This is a genomic window from Pantoea sp. RIT413 (genome assembly GCF_003057675.2).
Classification (GTDB): Bacteria; Pseudomonadota; Gammaproteobacteria; order Enterobacterales; family Enterobacteriaceae; genus Pantoea; species Pantoea eucrina.
The window spans coordinates 777024-790266 of the sequence record NZ_QBJB02000001.1; the positions used below are offsets into that span (position 1 = coordinate 777024).

A 13243-nucleotide genomic window follows, 5' to 3' on the forward strand; every position below is an offset into this window, starting at 1 on the left:
GCTGCGTTATGCAGCACGCGCCCGATCGTTACGCGTCAGCAGACATAACACTTCAAAATGAGCAGTGTGCGGGAACATATCAAACAGCTGCACTTTTTGTATGTTGTAATCACTAAGCCGGGCAATATCCTGCGCCAGGGTGGCAGGATTGCAGCTGGAGTAAAGAATAAAAGCCGGAGCCATGTTGCTTAAATAGTCGCACAGCTCGCTGCCAATGCCGCGGCGCGGCGGATTAACCAGCACCAGCTGCGGGACATCTTCCCGTGAGGTAGCGAAACGGGTGGAATCCAGAGCGGCAAAGTGCACCTTCTCCAGCCCCAGCTGCTGCGCCGATTGCTGCGCACAGGCTATCGCTTCAGAGCTGATTTCAATGCCCGTCAGCGTCATCTCCGGGGTGGCGCAGTGCAGGCCAAATCCACCCACGCCGCAAAAAAGATCCCACATACTGGTCACGTCCAGCTCCGCTACCCAGTCGCGCGCGGTGGCGTAAAGCGCGGCCGCCACCTGCGGGTTGGTCTGGAAAAAGCTTTGCGGACGGATATAAAGCGGTACCTGGTTAAAGCGTTCCGGCAGCGCCTGCTGCGCGGTGAGCGCAATCTCTTCCTCCCCCTCCAGAATCGCCATATGTACCGGCTGAATATTGGCAGAGATCACCTTCAGCTGCGGCAGCTGCTGCTGCAGCCACGGCAGTGCCGCCTGCAGCTGCGGCACCTTACTGGCTGAACGCAGCACAAAACGCAGCATCATGCCGCCCTCGCTGCTTTCTGTCAGCAGCAGAAACTTCAGTTCGCCGCGCCTGCGCGTCACGCTGTAAGGCGTAAGACCGGCACGGGCGATAAAGGGTTTGAGCAGCGCAAACACCGGCGCAAAGCTGGCGGGATAGAGCGGACAGGCGCAGAGATCGACCGGCTCGCCGTCAGGTGCCACCAGACCAAAAACCGGGCGCTCCACGCTGCCGCTGACGACCATTTTGGCCTTATTGCGAAACCCCTGCTCCGCCGACGTCACCGGACGCCGCCAGTCGCTGACCGGCATCGCTGCAAGCAGCTGAGCAAGCCGCGCCTGCTTATCGCTGACCTGCTGCGGATAGGGTTTCTCCAGCCACTGACATGAACGGCAGCGGCCAGCGTCATAAAGCGCGCAATGCATGGAACAACCTGTACTCGGAGAAAAAATGGGGGGCGATTGTATCACCGGATGCGGAAAAATGCGCGACTGCTGGCCGGCACAAACAGCAGCAGCACAATCAGCACGTCCGGCAATTTCTGCTGCAGCGTGTGGTGAATAATCTGCAGATTGTTTTCACCCGAAATACTGAATATCTCCGGATAGATCCAGCCCACCGACGCCATCAGCATATAGAACAGCACCACAACCTGGCTGAGCGTATAGCCCCAGCGGCCGCGATTGCTGCCGCGCATCAGGGTAAAAGCACAGCGCAGTTCAAACAGAAAAATCAGCTGGCTGGCGATAAATATCAGGGTGGAGTCCCAGGCCTGTGCGCTGCGGTGCACAAAGTTAGCCATCTCCTCATAGCCCAGCTCGCCAGCCATCATCATCACGCTGAGGCAGCGGGTAATAATAATCGCGATACCGGCAATCGTTACCGGCACCGGCGTTGAGCTCAACACAGCGTTTTTCAGCGTTTCCGACATCACCCAGGCTCCATAAGAAAAGGCTGGCAACGCCAGCCTTGCTTATAGTGGCAAACTCACGGGATTTCAGCCACGTTTTGCTTTCTGAATATCACGCAAACGCTGTTTTTCTTCATGCGCCATAAAGCGCCAGGCGATGAAACCGACCAGCCCGACCACAAACAGAATAATCGACGCCAGCGCGTTGATCTCCGGATTCACCCCGCGTCGTACCGTGGCGAAGATCGCCATCGGCAGCGTGGTCGCTCCCGGACCGGTAACAAAGCTGGCGATCACAAGGTCATCAAGCGACAGCGTAAAGGCCAGCAGCCAGCCGGTTACAATGGCGGGCGCAATCATCGGCACGGTGATCACAAAGAACACCTTCAGCGGCGTGGCGCCCAGATCCATCGCGGCCTCTTCAATAGAGCGATCCAGTTCGCGCAGGCGGGCGTTGATCACTACCGCAACATAAGCGGTACAGAATGTGACGTGCGCCAGCCAGATAGTCAGCATGCCGCGGTCGCCCGGCCAGCCCAGCGTGTTCGCCATCGCCACAAACAGCAGCAGCAGCGACAGACCGGTAATCACGTCAGGCATAACCAGCGGTGCGGTCAGCATAAAGGCGAAACCGCTGTGACCGCGAAAGCGGCCAAAGCGCACAATGATCACCGCCGCCAGGGTACCCAGTATCACGGCCATGGTGGCTGAAAGCCCGGCAATGGTCAGGCTCAGCCCGACGGCATCGAGCATCGCCTCATCCTGAAACAGCACGCGATACCAGTGAAAAGAGAAGCTCTCCCACACCGTGACCAGCTGCGAGCTGTTAAAGGAGTAAACCACCAGCAGCAGCATGGGCGCATAGAGAAACAGAAAGCAGAGCACCAGAATAGCGGTACGCCACGGCGAGCGAATAACCGGTAGCTGATTCATGCTTTCTCTCCCGCAGCGCGATTTTGATGCTTGTGGAACCAGATAATCGGCAGGATCAGGATCAGCAGAATGGTTACCGCCAGCGCGGAGGCCACCGGCCAGTCGCGGTTATTAAAAAACTCCTGCCAGAGAATGCGGCCAATCATAATACTGTCCGGGCCGCCCAGCAGTTCCGGGATCACATACTCCCCTACCGCCGGTATGAACACCAGCATCGACCCGGCGATAATGCCGCCTTTGGTCAGCGGCACAATCACGCTGAAAAAGGTTTTCAGCGGACGCGCGCCTAAGTCCAGCGACGCTTCCACCAGCGAATAGTCGATACGCGTCAGCGCGGTATAGATCGGCAGCACCATAAAGGGCAGATAGCAGTAAACAATACCGATATAGACCGCCGTATTGGTGTAGAGGATCACCAGCGGATGATCGATAACGCCAAGCCACAGCAAAAAGCGATTCAGAATGCCGTTATTGTTCAGTAACCCCATCCAGGCGTAAACGCGCACCAGGAATGATGTCCAGGAGGGCAGGATCACCAGCAGCAGCAGTATGGTGCGCATCGACGGCTTGCTGTGCGCAACCGCCCAGGCGAGCGGATAGGCGATAAGCAGGCAAATTACCGTGGAGATCGCCGCCACTTTAAGCGAGGTCAGGTAGGCTTCAGCGTAAAGCGGATCGTCCGCCAGCGTAAAATAGTTGCCGAGGTTCAGCACGACATTCAGCTGGTCATCCGCCCAGGTCACCAGGTCAGTGTAAGGCGGGATGGCGCGGGCGATATCGGCAAAGCTGATTTTAAGCACAATCAGAAACGGCAGCAGGAACAGCAAAATCAGCCACAGGTAAGGCAGCGCAATCACCAGTTTGCGTCCGTGCTGCATCTTCATGCGGGTCGCCCAGCGCTGCAGTGGCGTGCCCGCCAGTACCGGCTGAGGCCGTGGAGAAATCTGACTCATAACCGCCCCCTAGACCGTCAGAACCACACAGCTGTCCGCATCCCAGCAGAGACGCACTTCATCTCCCCAGACGGGCGCACCTTTGCGAAAACGATGCGCGTTCTGCAGCTGCGCGCTGATCATCTGTCCACTGTGCAGGCGCACGTGGTAAATCGACAGATCGCCCAGATAGGCGATATGCGCCACCTCGCCCACGGCAAAGTTGCAGCCGTCAGCCGGTACCGTATCGCACAGCATCACCTTTTCCGGGCGCAGCGCAATGTGGACCGGGACATTGTCGACAATGGAGACATCCGTCTGGACCTTCAGCGGATGCATCAGGCCGGGGCTATCAATCACCACGCCCTCGTCACGCCGCTCGCGCAGCAGCCCCTCAAACACGTTAACCGAGCCGATAAACTCTGCGCTATAGCGGCTGGTAGGATGCTCATAAATCTCTTCCGGCTCACCAATCTGCACAAACTTACCGCGATTCATGATGGCAATACGTCCGGCCATAGTCATCGCCTCTTCCTGATCGTGCGTGACCATGACGCAGGTAGCACCCACGCGCTCCAGAATATCCACCACCTCATGCTGCATGCGATCGCGCAGTTTTTTATCCAGTGCACCCATCGGCTCATCCAGCAGCAGCAATTTAGGCCGTTTTGCCAGGCTGCGGGCCAGCGCCACGCGCTGACGCTGCCCGCCTGAGAGCTGATGCGGTTTGCGGCTGGCGTACTCCTGCATATGCACCAGCGCCAGCATCTCCGCCACGCGGCTGGCGATTTCTGCTTTGGATAATTTATCCTGCTTCAGGCCAAAGGCGATGTTTTGCTCCACTGTCATATGCGGAAACAGCGCGTAGGACTGAAACATCATATTGATAGGGCGCTGATAGGGCGGCACGTGAGAGAGATCCTGACCATCCAGCACGATCTGGCCGCTGCTGGGGATCTCAAATCCTGCCAGCATGCGCAGCAGCGTCGATTTGCCGCAGCCAGATGCACCCAGCAGGGCAAAGATTTCACCTTTGTAGATAGTCAGGCTGACATCATCTACGGCGTGCTGACCCTCAAACGATTTGGTCAGGTTACGGATCTCCAGCAGCGGCGTTAATGCCTTTGCTGATTTACTCTGGGGACGGGAAATCGCGTCGTTCACTAACATTTCTCCGGCGCTAAGCGGGGTAGCGCGGCACAGCCAGCCGCTGGAATGGCACAGCAGAGGCCCGTACTGCGCCTCTGCTGTGGTTACCGGTCAGGGATATCGTTCAGAACGAATCACTTACCACTTTTTACTTTAGTCCATGCGCGGGTGCGTGCGCGATCCAGTTTCGGATCCTGGACCTTGAGCACAAACAGCTTTGCCATCGCGTCCGGCGTCGGGAAGATGCCCGGATTGTTGCGGACGTCGGCGTTAATCAGCGGCAGCGACGCTTTATTGCCGTTGGCATAATTGATTTTGTTGGATATCTCAGCGATCACTTTCGGCTCCATGATGTAGTTCAGCCACTGATAGGCAGCATCCATATTTTTCGCATCTTTCGGGATCGCCATCATGTCAAAGAACGCCAGGGCGCCCTCTTTCGGCACGCTATAGCCCAGGTGAACGCCGTTATTTGCTTTTTCAGCGCGATCTTTCGCCTGCAGAATATCGCCAGACCAGCCTATCGCCACGCAGGTGTTACCATTCGCCAGGTCGTTGATATATTGCGACGAGTGGAAATAGCGAATATTTGGCCGCAGTTTCATCAGCAGATCGGTCGCCGCTCCGGTGTAATCTTTGGCGTCAGCGCTGTTGGGATCTTTGCCAAGATAGTTCAGCACCGTGGCGAAGATCTCTTCCGGCGCGTCCAGGAAAGAGACACCGCAGCTTTTCAGTTTTTCGAGGTTTTCCGGTTTCAGCACCAGATCCCAGCTGTTAACCGGCGCGTCCGCACCGAGCGCGGCTTTGACTTTCTCAACGTTATAACCGATGCCGGTGGTGCCCCACAGATAAGGAATCGCGTATTTATTGCCAGGATCGTGCTGTGCCACTTTGGCCATCAGGTCCGGATCGAGGTTTTTGTAGTTCGGCAGTTTACTTTTGTCGAGTTCCTGAAACACGCCCGACTGCAGCTGGCGCGCCAGAAAACTGGATGAGGGCACCACAACATCATAGCCGGTGCTGCCCGCCATCAGTTTGCCTTCCAGCACTTCATTGGAGTCAAAGACGTCATACACAACTTTGATGCCGGTCTGCTTTTCAAAGTTGGGCACCGTATCGGCCGCAATATAATCGGACCAGTTATAGACGTGCAGCGTTTTATCTTCTGCCTGAGCAGCAACAGCTGATGCCATTACCACACCAGCCACTGCGGCTGGCAACCATTTTTTTGTCTGGTTGTTCATCTGTTATTTTCTCCTGAACGGGTCAATAAACGCTGCATACAGCCGATCCGATGATTTCCTGTCTGAAAATAGCCAGACATACAATGAATCACTCTTCAGCGGACGTTAAATAGTAAATACCTATAGCCAGTCTCGGGAGAGTGAGCCAGCAACCTGCAAATGGGTAGCTATGCAGATGCGTAACGGCGGGCCTTCCCTGAAATCAGTATAGCGCTGCTGAGCGGTAGCCTGTCCGGCACAGCTTCGCAAGAATAGCCCCCCTGATCTCTGCGCACCAGACCCCAGCGTAAAAAACGCCTTTTTACGATATTTTATGCACTTTTGTGCTATGTGGTCTGGCAGTTACGGCATAAAGCATGACTAAAATCTGGCGGGAGCGGGCAAATAACAGAATAAAAAATGGCAGGAGAAAATCAGAAAGAAAACTGCCGCAGTCTGCGGCAGTGAATATAAAGCGGAATTAGTGTAAAACCCCTGAACTGCTGACCCCGGAAGGACGCTCCTCCTCCTCACCCATCATCAGCAGGTGATTCGCAAAGGCTTCCATAATCACCATAGAAACCCCCTCTTCACTCTGCTTCATAAAGTGCGTGAACTGACTGAAGGTGATGCCGGCGGTAACACTCAGGGACTGACAGACAATCAGCTTGGGCAGATTATCATCCTGAATATCGATAAAAGCTTTGATGGTCAGCGAGCTGGCATTAATTTGCGACAGATCGCCGACCAGCGGAATAAGCGCTGTGGGTTTAACTTCAGCCAGCGCAGAAAACAGAATAACGTTATCCACCAGGTCAATTTTTGCGTCAAACACCCCGTCAAAATTCTGCATGTGCGGCAGATGTAATGCCTGGCAGGCATCACATTCGAACCAGGTGATATTTTGTTGATCCAGCCAGCGACGCAGCATGTCGATGTCAGGAACGACCAGTGAATCCATCGCTATTTCCTGTGGGGTGAATAAATAAGCGCCTTAGCTTACGGAAAAATGGGGTCAGATGCCACGAAAACCACCGGAAAACGCTATCTAGCCACCGGTTTTAGGACGATAGCCGGGGCAGGCGTGCTGCTCAATCCAGTCGATCATCATAGTGGCAATATCCAGGCCCGTGCAGCCCTCAATACCTTCCAGACCGGGTGAGGCGTTGACCTCCATAACCAGCGGACCGCGGCTGGCACGCAGAATATCGACGCCCGCCACGGCCAGCCCCAGCGTTGCCGCGGCTTTAATGGCGATGTCACGCTCCCGGTCGCTGATAGTAACAGGGTGCGCGGTGCCGCCACGATGCAGATTTGAGCGGAATTCCCCCTCTTTTGCCTCACGCCCGATGGCAGCCACCACGCGATCGCCAATAACCAGACAGCGAATATCGCGGCCCCGCGCTTCTTTAATAAACTCCTGCACCAGAATATGCGCATTGAGACCGCGAAACGCATCAATCACGCTTTCGGCGGCCTGACGCGTCTCTGCCAGCACGACGCCAATCCCCTGGGTGCCTTCCACCAGCTTAACCACCAGCGGCGCCCCGCCCACCATGCGGATCAGATCGCCGGTATCATCCGGCGAGGAAGCGATACCGGTCACCGGCATATCAATGCCCTCGCTCGCCAGCAGCTGCAGCGAGCGCAGCTTGTCGCGGGCGCGGGTGATCGCCACCGATTCATTGAGCGGGTAGCTGCCAAGCAGCTCAAACTGGCGCAGCACCGCGGTGCCATAAAAAGTTGTGGCCGTGCCGATTCGCGGGATCACCGCATCAAAATGACCGAGTATCTCACCCTGATAATGCACGGCCGGCAGCGCTGCGTTGATATTCATATAGCAGGAGAGCGGATCGATCATCGCAATCTGATGCCCGCGTGCCTCAGCGGCTGCGCGCAGCCGCTGACTGGAGTAAAGCGTGCTGTCGCGGGTAAGAAGCGCCATTTTCATGCGGCAGTCCTCCTGACTTAACGCGTCGCCCAGCCCTGACTATGCAGATAGTCGAGCATAAACGGACGCGTCTCTTTAACGATCAGGCGCTGGATGAGATCGCTCCAGGTTTCGGAACGCTGGTTGCTGTCGCGCTGCTGATAGTACTCCGTGATTTGCTGGTCATACTCTGCCAGCACTGTTTTATCTACCTGATGATAGCTGTTTTCATGGACCAGCATCGCCTGCGGCATACGGGGTTTCACATCCGGAGAGGCTGACGGATAGCCGATACAGAAGCCAAACAGCGGCAGCACAAATTTTGGCAGCTCCAGCAGCGCGGTCACGTCCGCAATGTTATTGCGGATCCCGCCGATAAAAACGCCACCCAGCCCAAGCGACTCGGCGGCCACCATCGCATTTTGCGCCATTAGCGCGGTATCCACACAGCCCAGCAGCAGCTGTTCAGCACGACCCAGCTGAGCATCCGGGCAGATTTGCAGATGGCGGTTAAAATCGGCGCAGAAGACCCAAAACTCCGGTGCATCCGTTACCCAGGACTGGCCGCCCGCCAGCTCCGCCAGCGCGCGGCGCTTTTCGCGATCGGTGATGCGTACGATGGATGAGCACTGCAGAAAACTGGAGGTAGAAGCCGCCTGCGCTGCAGCAATAATCGCGCGGCGCTGAGCGTCATCAATACCCTGCTCAGTAAAAGCACGAATGGAACGGTGGCTGCATAGCAGATCGATTGTCGGCGTCATTATGTTCTCCGGTTATTTCCTGGTGTGAGTATGATCAAAAAGGTGCGGGGCCATGACTTTGGCGGTACGCCACATAATCAGCCATGCCGCAGGCAGCATCAGCGCAATGCCCAGCAAAAAAAGTAGCGTAGCCAGCGGCTTTTGCCCAATCGCGGCAGGCGCTGGCAACCAGTTATTCATCAGCAAAAGCGCGCCGGCTACTGCGCAGGCGCCCAGCGCCTCAAGCAGCAACACGGGTTTTGGCAATTTTGCAAAGTTACGCATCGTGATACCTCTGCTGTTTGCGGGTCTGGTTCGGCGTATCGCTGCTGCCAGCATAGCCCGTCAGGGATAGCGTACATCCATCAGAGTAACAGGTATTTTCTGCTTCTCTTAAGCAGCATGAGCGGGCATGATGTGAACCATTATTCACGCTGTGCTGTGACTTTGCTCACAAAACAGCAGCGGAAGGAGAGAAGCAATGATTGCAGTGATTTTTGGCCGTTCAGGATGCCCTTATTGCGTACGCGCTAAAGAGTTAGCCGCTAAGCTGACCAGCGACCAGGATAGCTTCAACTACCAGTATGTTGATATTCAGGCAACCGGCATCACTAAAGCCGATCTGGAAGCGCGCGCCGGTAAACCAGTGACCACGGTGCCGCAGATTTTTATCGACGATCGACACATCGGTGGTTACACCGAATTTGCTGCCTGGACCAAAGAGAATCTTGGCATAGAGGCATAAAAAAACGGGCCATAAGGCCCGTTTTTTAATCGATGCGCATAGCCAGCATAATGCGCAGCAGACGAACCAGTAGCGCACCACACCCTGCCCAGAATAACGCACTCAGACTCCAGGCCAGCCCCATCAGCGGCGTATGACTGACCTGCTCTGTCAGCATGACCCAGCTCATCCCCAGCAGCGTTCCCGCTATCGCTGACCACAGCGTTGACACCATCGGGCTGGCGGGCTGCAGCAGCGCAATCGCTACCCCAGGCAACAGAAACAGCAGGAGTTCTGGCTGACCATGCCGCATATGGAGCGGCACGCTCCAGAAGTGGTGGGCAAAAATAAACACCAGCGTATAAAGCGTCGCGCCTGACGCGAATGCGGACCAGCGATGGCTGCGCTGCAACATAACAATCCTCAACGTTAACGTTAAAACAGAACTTTTAATGCCTGGCGCACATGCGTGGAAATAAATAGAAACAGCTGCAAACAGAAAGAGTGAGCAATGCGGATAGCTGAAGCAAATAATAATGTTTAGAATAATGTCGCTTCAGAATCGGGCGGGACAGGAAGGCCAGCCCCGGCGTTTACCGCTCTGATTAAGATAGCTAAAAATCCTCCTCCTATCAACCTGTTACACGTGAATAAGAAGTTAAAACTGTGAACATTAACGTCGCAGAATTGTTAAGCAAAAATGACGTTCTGTTATTATTTGTCGTATTAGCGCTCGGCCTCTGTCTGGGAAAACTGCGTCTTGGTTCCGTCCAGCTGGGTAATTCAATTGGCGTACTGGTTGTCTCTCTGATTTTAGGCCAGCAGCATTTTGCGATTAATACCAACGCTCTGAGCCTGGGTTTTATGCTGTTTATTTTTTGTGTCGGCGTGGAGGCGGGACCCAACTTCTTTTCTATCTTTTTCCGCGACGGTAAAAACTATTTTTTCTTAGCCATTGTGATGGTGGTCAGCGCGCTGCTGGTCGCGCTTATTCTTGGCAATCTGTTTGGCTGGGATATCGGCCTTACGGCGGGCATGCTGGCAGGGTCAATGACCTCAACGCCGGTGCTGGTCGGTGCCGGCGATACGCTGCGGCAGAGCATCAGCGATCCGCGTCAGTTAAGTATGATGCAGGATAATCTGAGCCTCGGCTACGCCCTGACCTATCTGGTGGGGCTGGTCAGCCTGATTTTCGGCGCCCGCTATCTGCCCCGGTTGCAGCATCAGGATCTGCCCACCTGCGCCCAGCAAATTGCCCGCGAACGCGGTCTGGATGCTGACAGCCAGCGTAAGGTTTTTTTACCGGTGATCCGCGCCTATCGCGTCGGACCGGAGCTGGTAGCCTGGAGCGGCGGCAAAAACCTGCGCGAGCTGGGTATCCATCGTCAGACCGGCTGCTATATAGAACGTCTGCGGCGTAACGGCATTCTCGCCAGCCCGGACGGAGATGCCATGCTGCAGCTGGGCGATGAGATCTCACTGGTAGGTTATCCTGACGCCCACGCCCGGCTCGATGCCAGCTTCCGCAATGGTAAAGAGGTGTTCGACCGCGATCTGCTCGATATGCGCATCGTCACCGAGGAGATTGTGGTCAAGAACCACAATGCGGTAAATAAGCGGCTCAGCCATCTTAAACTCACCGATCATGGCTGCTTTCTGAATCGGGTGATCCGCAGCCAGATTGAGATGCCGATCGATGACAGCATCATGCTCAATAAAGGCGATGTGCTGCAGGTCAGCGGTGAAGCGCGCCGTGTTAAAAGCCTGGCCGATCGCATCGGCTTTATTGCCATTCACAGTCAGATGACTGACCTGCTCGCTTTCTGCGCCTTTTTTATCATCGGCTTGATGATAGGGATGATCACGTTTCAGTTCAGCAATTTCAGCTTTGGTATTGGTAACGCTGCCGGCCTGCTGTTTGCCGGCATCATGCTGGGCTTCCTGCGCGCCAACCACCCTACCTTTGGCTATATTCCGCAGGGTGCCCTGACCATGCTGAAAGAGTTCGGACTGATGGTCTTTATGGCAGGCGTCGGGCTCAGCGCCGGCAGTGGACTGCAGCACGGGCTCGGCAGCGCCGGTGCCCTGATGCTGCTGAGCGGGCTGCTGGTCAGCCTGGTGCCGGTGGTTATCTGCTATCTGTTTGGCGCTTACGTGCTGCGCATGAACCGCGCGCTGCTGTTTGGTGCCATCATGGGCGCACGCACCTGTGCGCCAGCCATGGAGATTATCAGCGATACCGCACGCAGTAATATTCCGGCGCTGGGCTATGCCGGCACCTATGCGATTGCCAATGTGCTACTGACGCTGGCCGGCACGCTGATTGTGATTATCTGGCCGGTGCTGGCGGGATAAATTATTTTTGTCTGTCGGGAACCTTTACCGGCCGCCAGCGTCTGAATAAGTGCCACTGCTTTTCTTTGAAATCCCCGGATTGAGGAGCCCGCCAGTCTTTTTGACTGACGGGTTTTTTTATATCTGACGCGGGTGCCTTAAGGTTGCGCTAAGCGAATCGCGCCATGCTGTGATCCTGACTTTTTAACGATCACTCTTCATGCAACTGTCATCAAAGTTAAACACTTCCACAACCTGCTACCGGAATCGGAGCGGGACTATTTATTCTTTATCACTCCGCTTTTACGCTATCAACTTCATTTTACTGGCAATTCTGGCAGCCCTGTTTATTTACTTATCACGTAATGAGCAGCCTGACATCGCTTTCAGCCAGTACTGGTTTGATCCGCTTACGCAGCGCTTTCCCTGGCAGCACAACCGCTGGCTGGATCTCATTAATCATCGCATCGCTAAGGATGTGATTATTGCCGGGGCCGTGCTGCTGCTGTTTCAGGGTATACGCACCCGCAATGCGCGGCAGATGCTGGTTGCGCTGCTGTTTGGTCTTGGCCCGCTGGTGGTGGGGATCATCAAAGCACACAGCGCGCACTCCTGCCCCTGGGATCTGGCGATGTTTGGCGGTAAGGCGCTCTCTTTTCCGTTGCTGGGCAGCGTACCTGCCGGCAGCGGACCCGGCGGCTGCTTTCCGGGCGGACATGCATCGAGTGGCTTTGCGGTGATGGCGCTGTTTTTTCTCTGGTGGCCGGAGCATCCACGCCGCGCCCTGCTGGCGCTGCTGGCAGGTGTCGCCCTGGGTTTACTGATGGGTTTTGGTCAGGTAATGCGCGGTGCGCACTTTTTTTCGCACAATTTATGGGCCGGCTGGTGGGTCTGGCTGGCACAGCTGCTGACAGTGGCCGGTATATCTTTTTGGGTTAACAAAACGAGGATAGCTAAACGGGATGGAAGCAATTAACCACACCCTTTTTTTATGGATCAATGCCACGCCAGCGTCACCGGCCTGGCTGCTGAATCTGGCAACGTTTGTCGCCAAAGATCTGATTGCGATTGTGCCGCTGCTGATTGTGGCTCTCTGGCTGTGGGGACCGCGTGAGCAGGTGCAGTCTCAGCGCGCGCTGGTACTGAAAACTGGTATAGCGCTTATCTATGCGCTGCTGATCTCCTGGTGTACCGGCCAGCTGCTGCCCCATCCGCGCCCCTTTGCTATCGGCTTTGGACACCAGTTTCTGATGCACGCCGCAGATGACTCCTACCCGAGCGATCACGGCACAACTATTTTTACCTTTGCCCTCGCCTTTATTTTCTGGCACCGGCTCTGGTCCGGCATCCTGCTGCTGGCTATCGGCAGCGCTATCGCCTGGTCGCGCGTCTATCTGGGCGTTCACTGGCCGCTGGATATGATCGGCGGGTTCCTGGTCGGTATGCTGGGCTGCCTGGCCTCGCAGATGGCATGGCAGCTCTATGGCGATCGCCTGCTGGCACTGACGCATCAGGTTTATCGCGTGCTGTTTGCAATGCCGATTCGTAAGGGCTGGATCAGGGATTAGGAGCACTGAGCAGCGCGGGGCTGGGTGCTGAGCAGGGCTGGACTGTGCGCTAAGCAGCGCGCGGCTCTGAAGGGGT

The 13243-nt window shown here is 55.8% G+C and carries 15 protein-coding genes; 4 read left to right on the plus strand and 11 right to left on the minus strand.

What is annotated here, in order from left to right; all coding sequences use genetic code 11:
- Positions 1-6: 6 nt before the first annotated feature.
- The 10 genes from rlmC to DBY66_RS03660 all read right to left on the minus strand — a co-directional run bounded on the left by rlmC (position 7) and on the right by DBY66_RS03660 (position 8826).
- On the minus strand, positions 7-1149 hold the full coding sequence (rlmC, locus tag DBY66_RS03615; protein WP_104084712.1) for a 23S rRNA (uracil(747)-C(5))-methyltransferase RlmC: 1143 nt from the start codon (positions 1147-1149) through the stop codon (positions 7-9).
- 41 nt (positions 1150-1190) lie between these two features.
- Positions 1191-1655, minus strand: a complete 465-nt coding sequence (locus DBY66_RS03620) for a YbjO family protein (protein ID WP_039383491.1) — start codon at positions 1653-1655, stop codon at positions 1191-1193.
- A gap of 66 nt (positions 1656-1721) precedes the next feature.
- Entirely contained in the window at positions 1722-2567 is an 846-nt protein-coding gene (gene potI / locus DBY66_RS03625; RefSeq protein ID WP_071668666.1) for a putrescine ABC transporter permease PotI, read from the minus strand.
- On the minus strand, positions 2564-3520 hold the full coding sequence (gene potH, locus DBY66_RS03630; protein ID WP_108569191.1) for a putrescine ABC transporter permease PotH: 957 nt from the start codon (positions 3518-3520) through the stop codon (positions 2564-2566). Before potH ends, potI begins: the two co-directional genes overlap by 4 nt.
- Before the next feature lie 9 nt (positions 3521-3529).
- On the minus strand, positions 3530-4663 hold the full coding sequence (potG, locus tag DBY66_RS03635; RefSeq protein WP_148310066.1) for a putrescine ABC transporter ATP-binding subunit PotG: 1134 nt from the start codon (positions 4661-4663) through the stop codon (positions 3530-3532).
- 119 nt (positions 4664-4782) lie between these two features.
- Complete coding sequence (gene potF / locus DBY66_RS03640; protein WP_108569190.1) at positions 4783-5892, minus strand: spermidine/putrescine ABC transporter substrate-binding protein PotF; 1110 nt, start codon at positions 5890-5892, stop codon at positions 4783-4785.
- Positions 5893-6352: 460 nt separating this feature from the next.
- Positions 6353-6832 (minus strand): YbjN domain-containing protein, encoded by a 480-nt coding sequence (locus DBY66_RS03645; RefSeq protein ID WP_039383479.1) that lies wholly within the window; start codon positions 6830-6832, stop codon positions 6353-6355.
- 87 nt (positions 6833-6919) lie between these two features.
- Positions 6920-7822 carry a 30S ribosomal protein S6--L-glutamate ligase gene (gene rimK / locus DBY66_RS03650; protein WP_108569189.1) on the minus strand — a complete coding sequence of 301 codons (903 nt, stop codon included), beginning with the start codon at positions 7820-7822 and terminating at the stop codon, positions 6920-6922.
- 17 nt (positions 7823-7839) lie between these two features.
- A complete protein-coding gene (nfsA, locus tag DBY66_RS03655; RefSeq protein WP_039383474.1) occupies positions 7840-8562 on the minus strand; it encodes an oxygen-insensitive NADPH nitroreductase in 723 nt (240 codons plus the stop codon).
- 12 nt (positions 8563-8574) lie between these two features.
- Positions 8575-8826, minus strand: coding sequence for a DUF1418 family protein (locus tag DBY66_RS03660; protein ID WP_108569188.1), 252 nt, complete (start codon positions 8824-8826; stop codon positions 8575-8577).
- A gap of 196 nt (positions 8827-9022) precedes the next feature.
- On the opposite strand from DBY66_RS03660, the gene DBY66_RS03665 reads away from it, so the two are divergent.
- Positions 9023-9286 carry a GrxA family glutaredoxin gene (locus tag DBY66_RS03665; RefSeq protein WP_039383469.1) on the plus strand — a complete coding sequence of 88 codons (264 nt, stop codon included), beginning with the start codon at positions 9023-9025 and terminating at the stop codon, positions 9284-9286.
- Positions 9287-9311: 25 nt separating this feature from the next.
- Here DBY66_RS03665 and ybjM read toward each other — a convergent pair whose 3' ends face one another.
- The gene (gene ybjM / locus DBY66_RS03670; RefSeq protein ID WP_039383466.1) at positions 9312-9680 is read right to left on the minus strand and encodes an inner membrane protein YbjM; all 369 of its coding nucleotides are present in this window, start codon (positions 9678-9680) and stop codon (positions 9312-9314) included.
- A gap of 251 nt (positions 9681-9931) precedes the next feature.
- Here ybjM and DBY66_RS03675 point away from each other — a divergent pair, with 251 nt between their 5' ends.
- The 3 genes from DBY66_RS03675 (at position 9932) to ybjG (ending at position 13167) form a co-directional block, all read left to right on the plus strand.
- Positions 9932-11620 (plus strand): aspartate:alanine antiporter, encoded by a 1689-nt coding sequence (locus DBY66_RS03675; RefSeq protein WP_108569187.1) that lies wholly within the window; start codon positions 9932-9934, stop codon positions 11618-11620.
- A gap of 199 nt (positions 11621-11819) precedes the next feature.
- Positions 11820-12575, plus strand: a complete 756-nt coding sequence (locus DBY66_RS03680) for a phosphatase PAP2 family protein (protein ID WP_108569186.1) — start codon at positions 11820-11822, stop codon at positions 12573-12575.
- Positions 12562-13167: an undecaprenyl-diphosphate phosphatase gene (ybjG, locus tag DBY66_RS03685; RefSeq protein ID WP_071668662.1), complete on the plus strand. Its 606-nt coding sequence runs from the start codon at positions 12562-12564 to the stop codon at positions 13165-13167. The genes DBY66_RS03680 and ybjG overlap by 14 nt, the downstream gene beginning before the upstream one ends.
- Positions 13168-13243 lie beyond the last annotated feature (76 nt).

Coding starts and splice junctions, on each gene's coding strand:
- potF (WP_108569190.1), bottom strand. CDS start 5,892: ATGAACAACCAGACAAAAAAATGGTTGCCAGCCGCAGTGGCTGGTGTG.
- DBY66_RS03645 (WP_039383479.1), bottom strand. CDS start 6,832: ATGGATTCACTGGTCGTTCCTGACATCGACATGCTGCGTCGCTGGCTG.
- rimK (WP_108569189.1), bottom strand. CDS start 7,822: ATGAAAATGGCGCTTCTTACCCGCGACAGCACGCTTTACTCCAGTCAG.
- ybjG (WP_071668662.1), top strand. CDS start 12,562: ATGGAAGCAATTAACCACACCCTTTTTTTATGGATCAATGCCACGCCA.
- DBY66_RS03660 (WP_108569188.1), bottom strand. CDS start 8,826: ATGCGTAACTTTGCAAAATTGCCAAAACCCGTGTTGCTGCTTGAGGCG.
- potI (WP_071668666.1), bottom strand. CDS start 2,567: ATGAATCAGCTACCGGTTATTCGCTCGCCGTGGCGTACCGCTATTCTG.
- rlmC (WP_104084712.1), bottom strand. CDS start 1,149: ATGCATTGCGCGCTTTATGACGCTGGCCGCTGCCGTTCATGTCAGTGG.
- DBY66_RS03665 (WP_039383469.1), top strand. CDS start 9,023: ATGATTGCAGTGATTTTTGGCCGTTCAGGATGCCCTTATTGCGTACGC.
- nfsA (WP_039383474.1), bottom strand. CDS start 8,562: ATGACGCCGACAATCGATCTGCTATGCAGCCACCGTTCCATTCGTGCT.
- potH (WP_108569191.1), bottom strand. CDS start 3,520: ATGAGTCAGATTTCTCCACGGCCTCAGCCGGTACTGGCGGGCACGCCA.
- DBY66_RS03680 (WP_108569186.1), top strand. CDS start 11,820: ATGCAACTGTCATCAAAGTTAAACACTTCCACAACCTGCTACCGGAAT.
- ybjM (WP_039383466.1), bottom strand. CDS start 9,680: ATGTTGCAGCGCAGCCATCGCTGGTCCGCATTCGCGTCAGGCGCGACG.
- DBY66_RS03620 (WP_039383491.1), bottom strand. CDS start 1,655: ATGTCGGAAACGCTGAAAAACGCTGTGTTGAGCTCAACGCCGGTGCCG.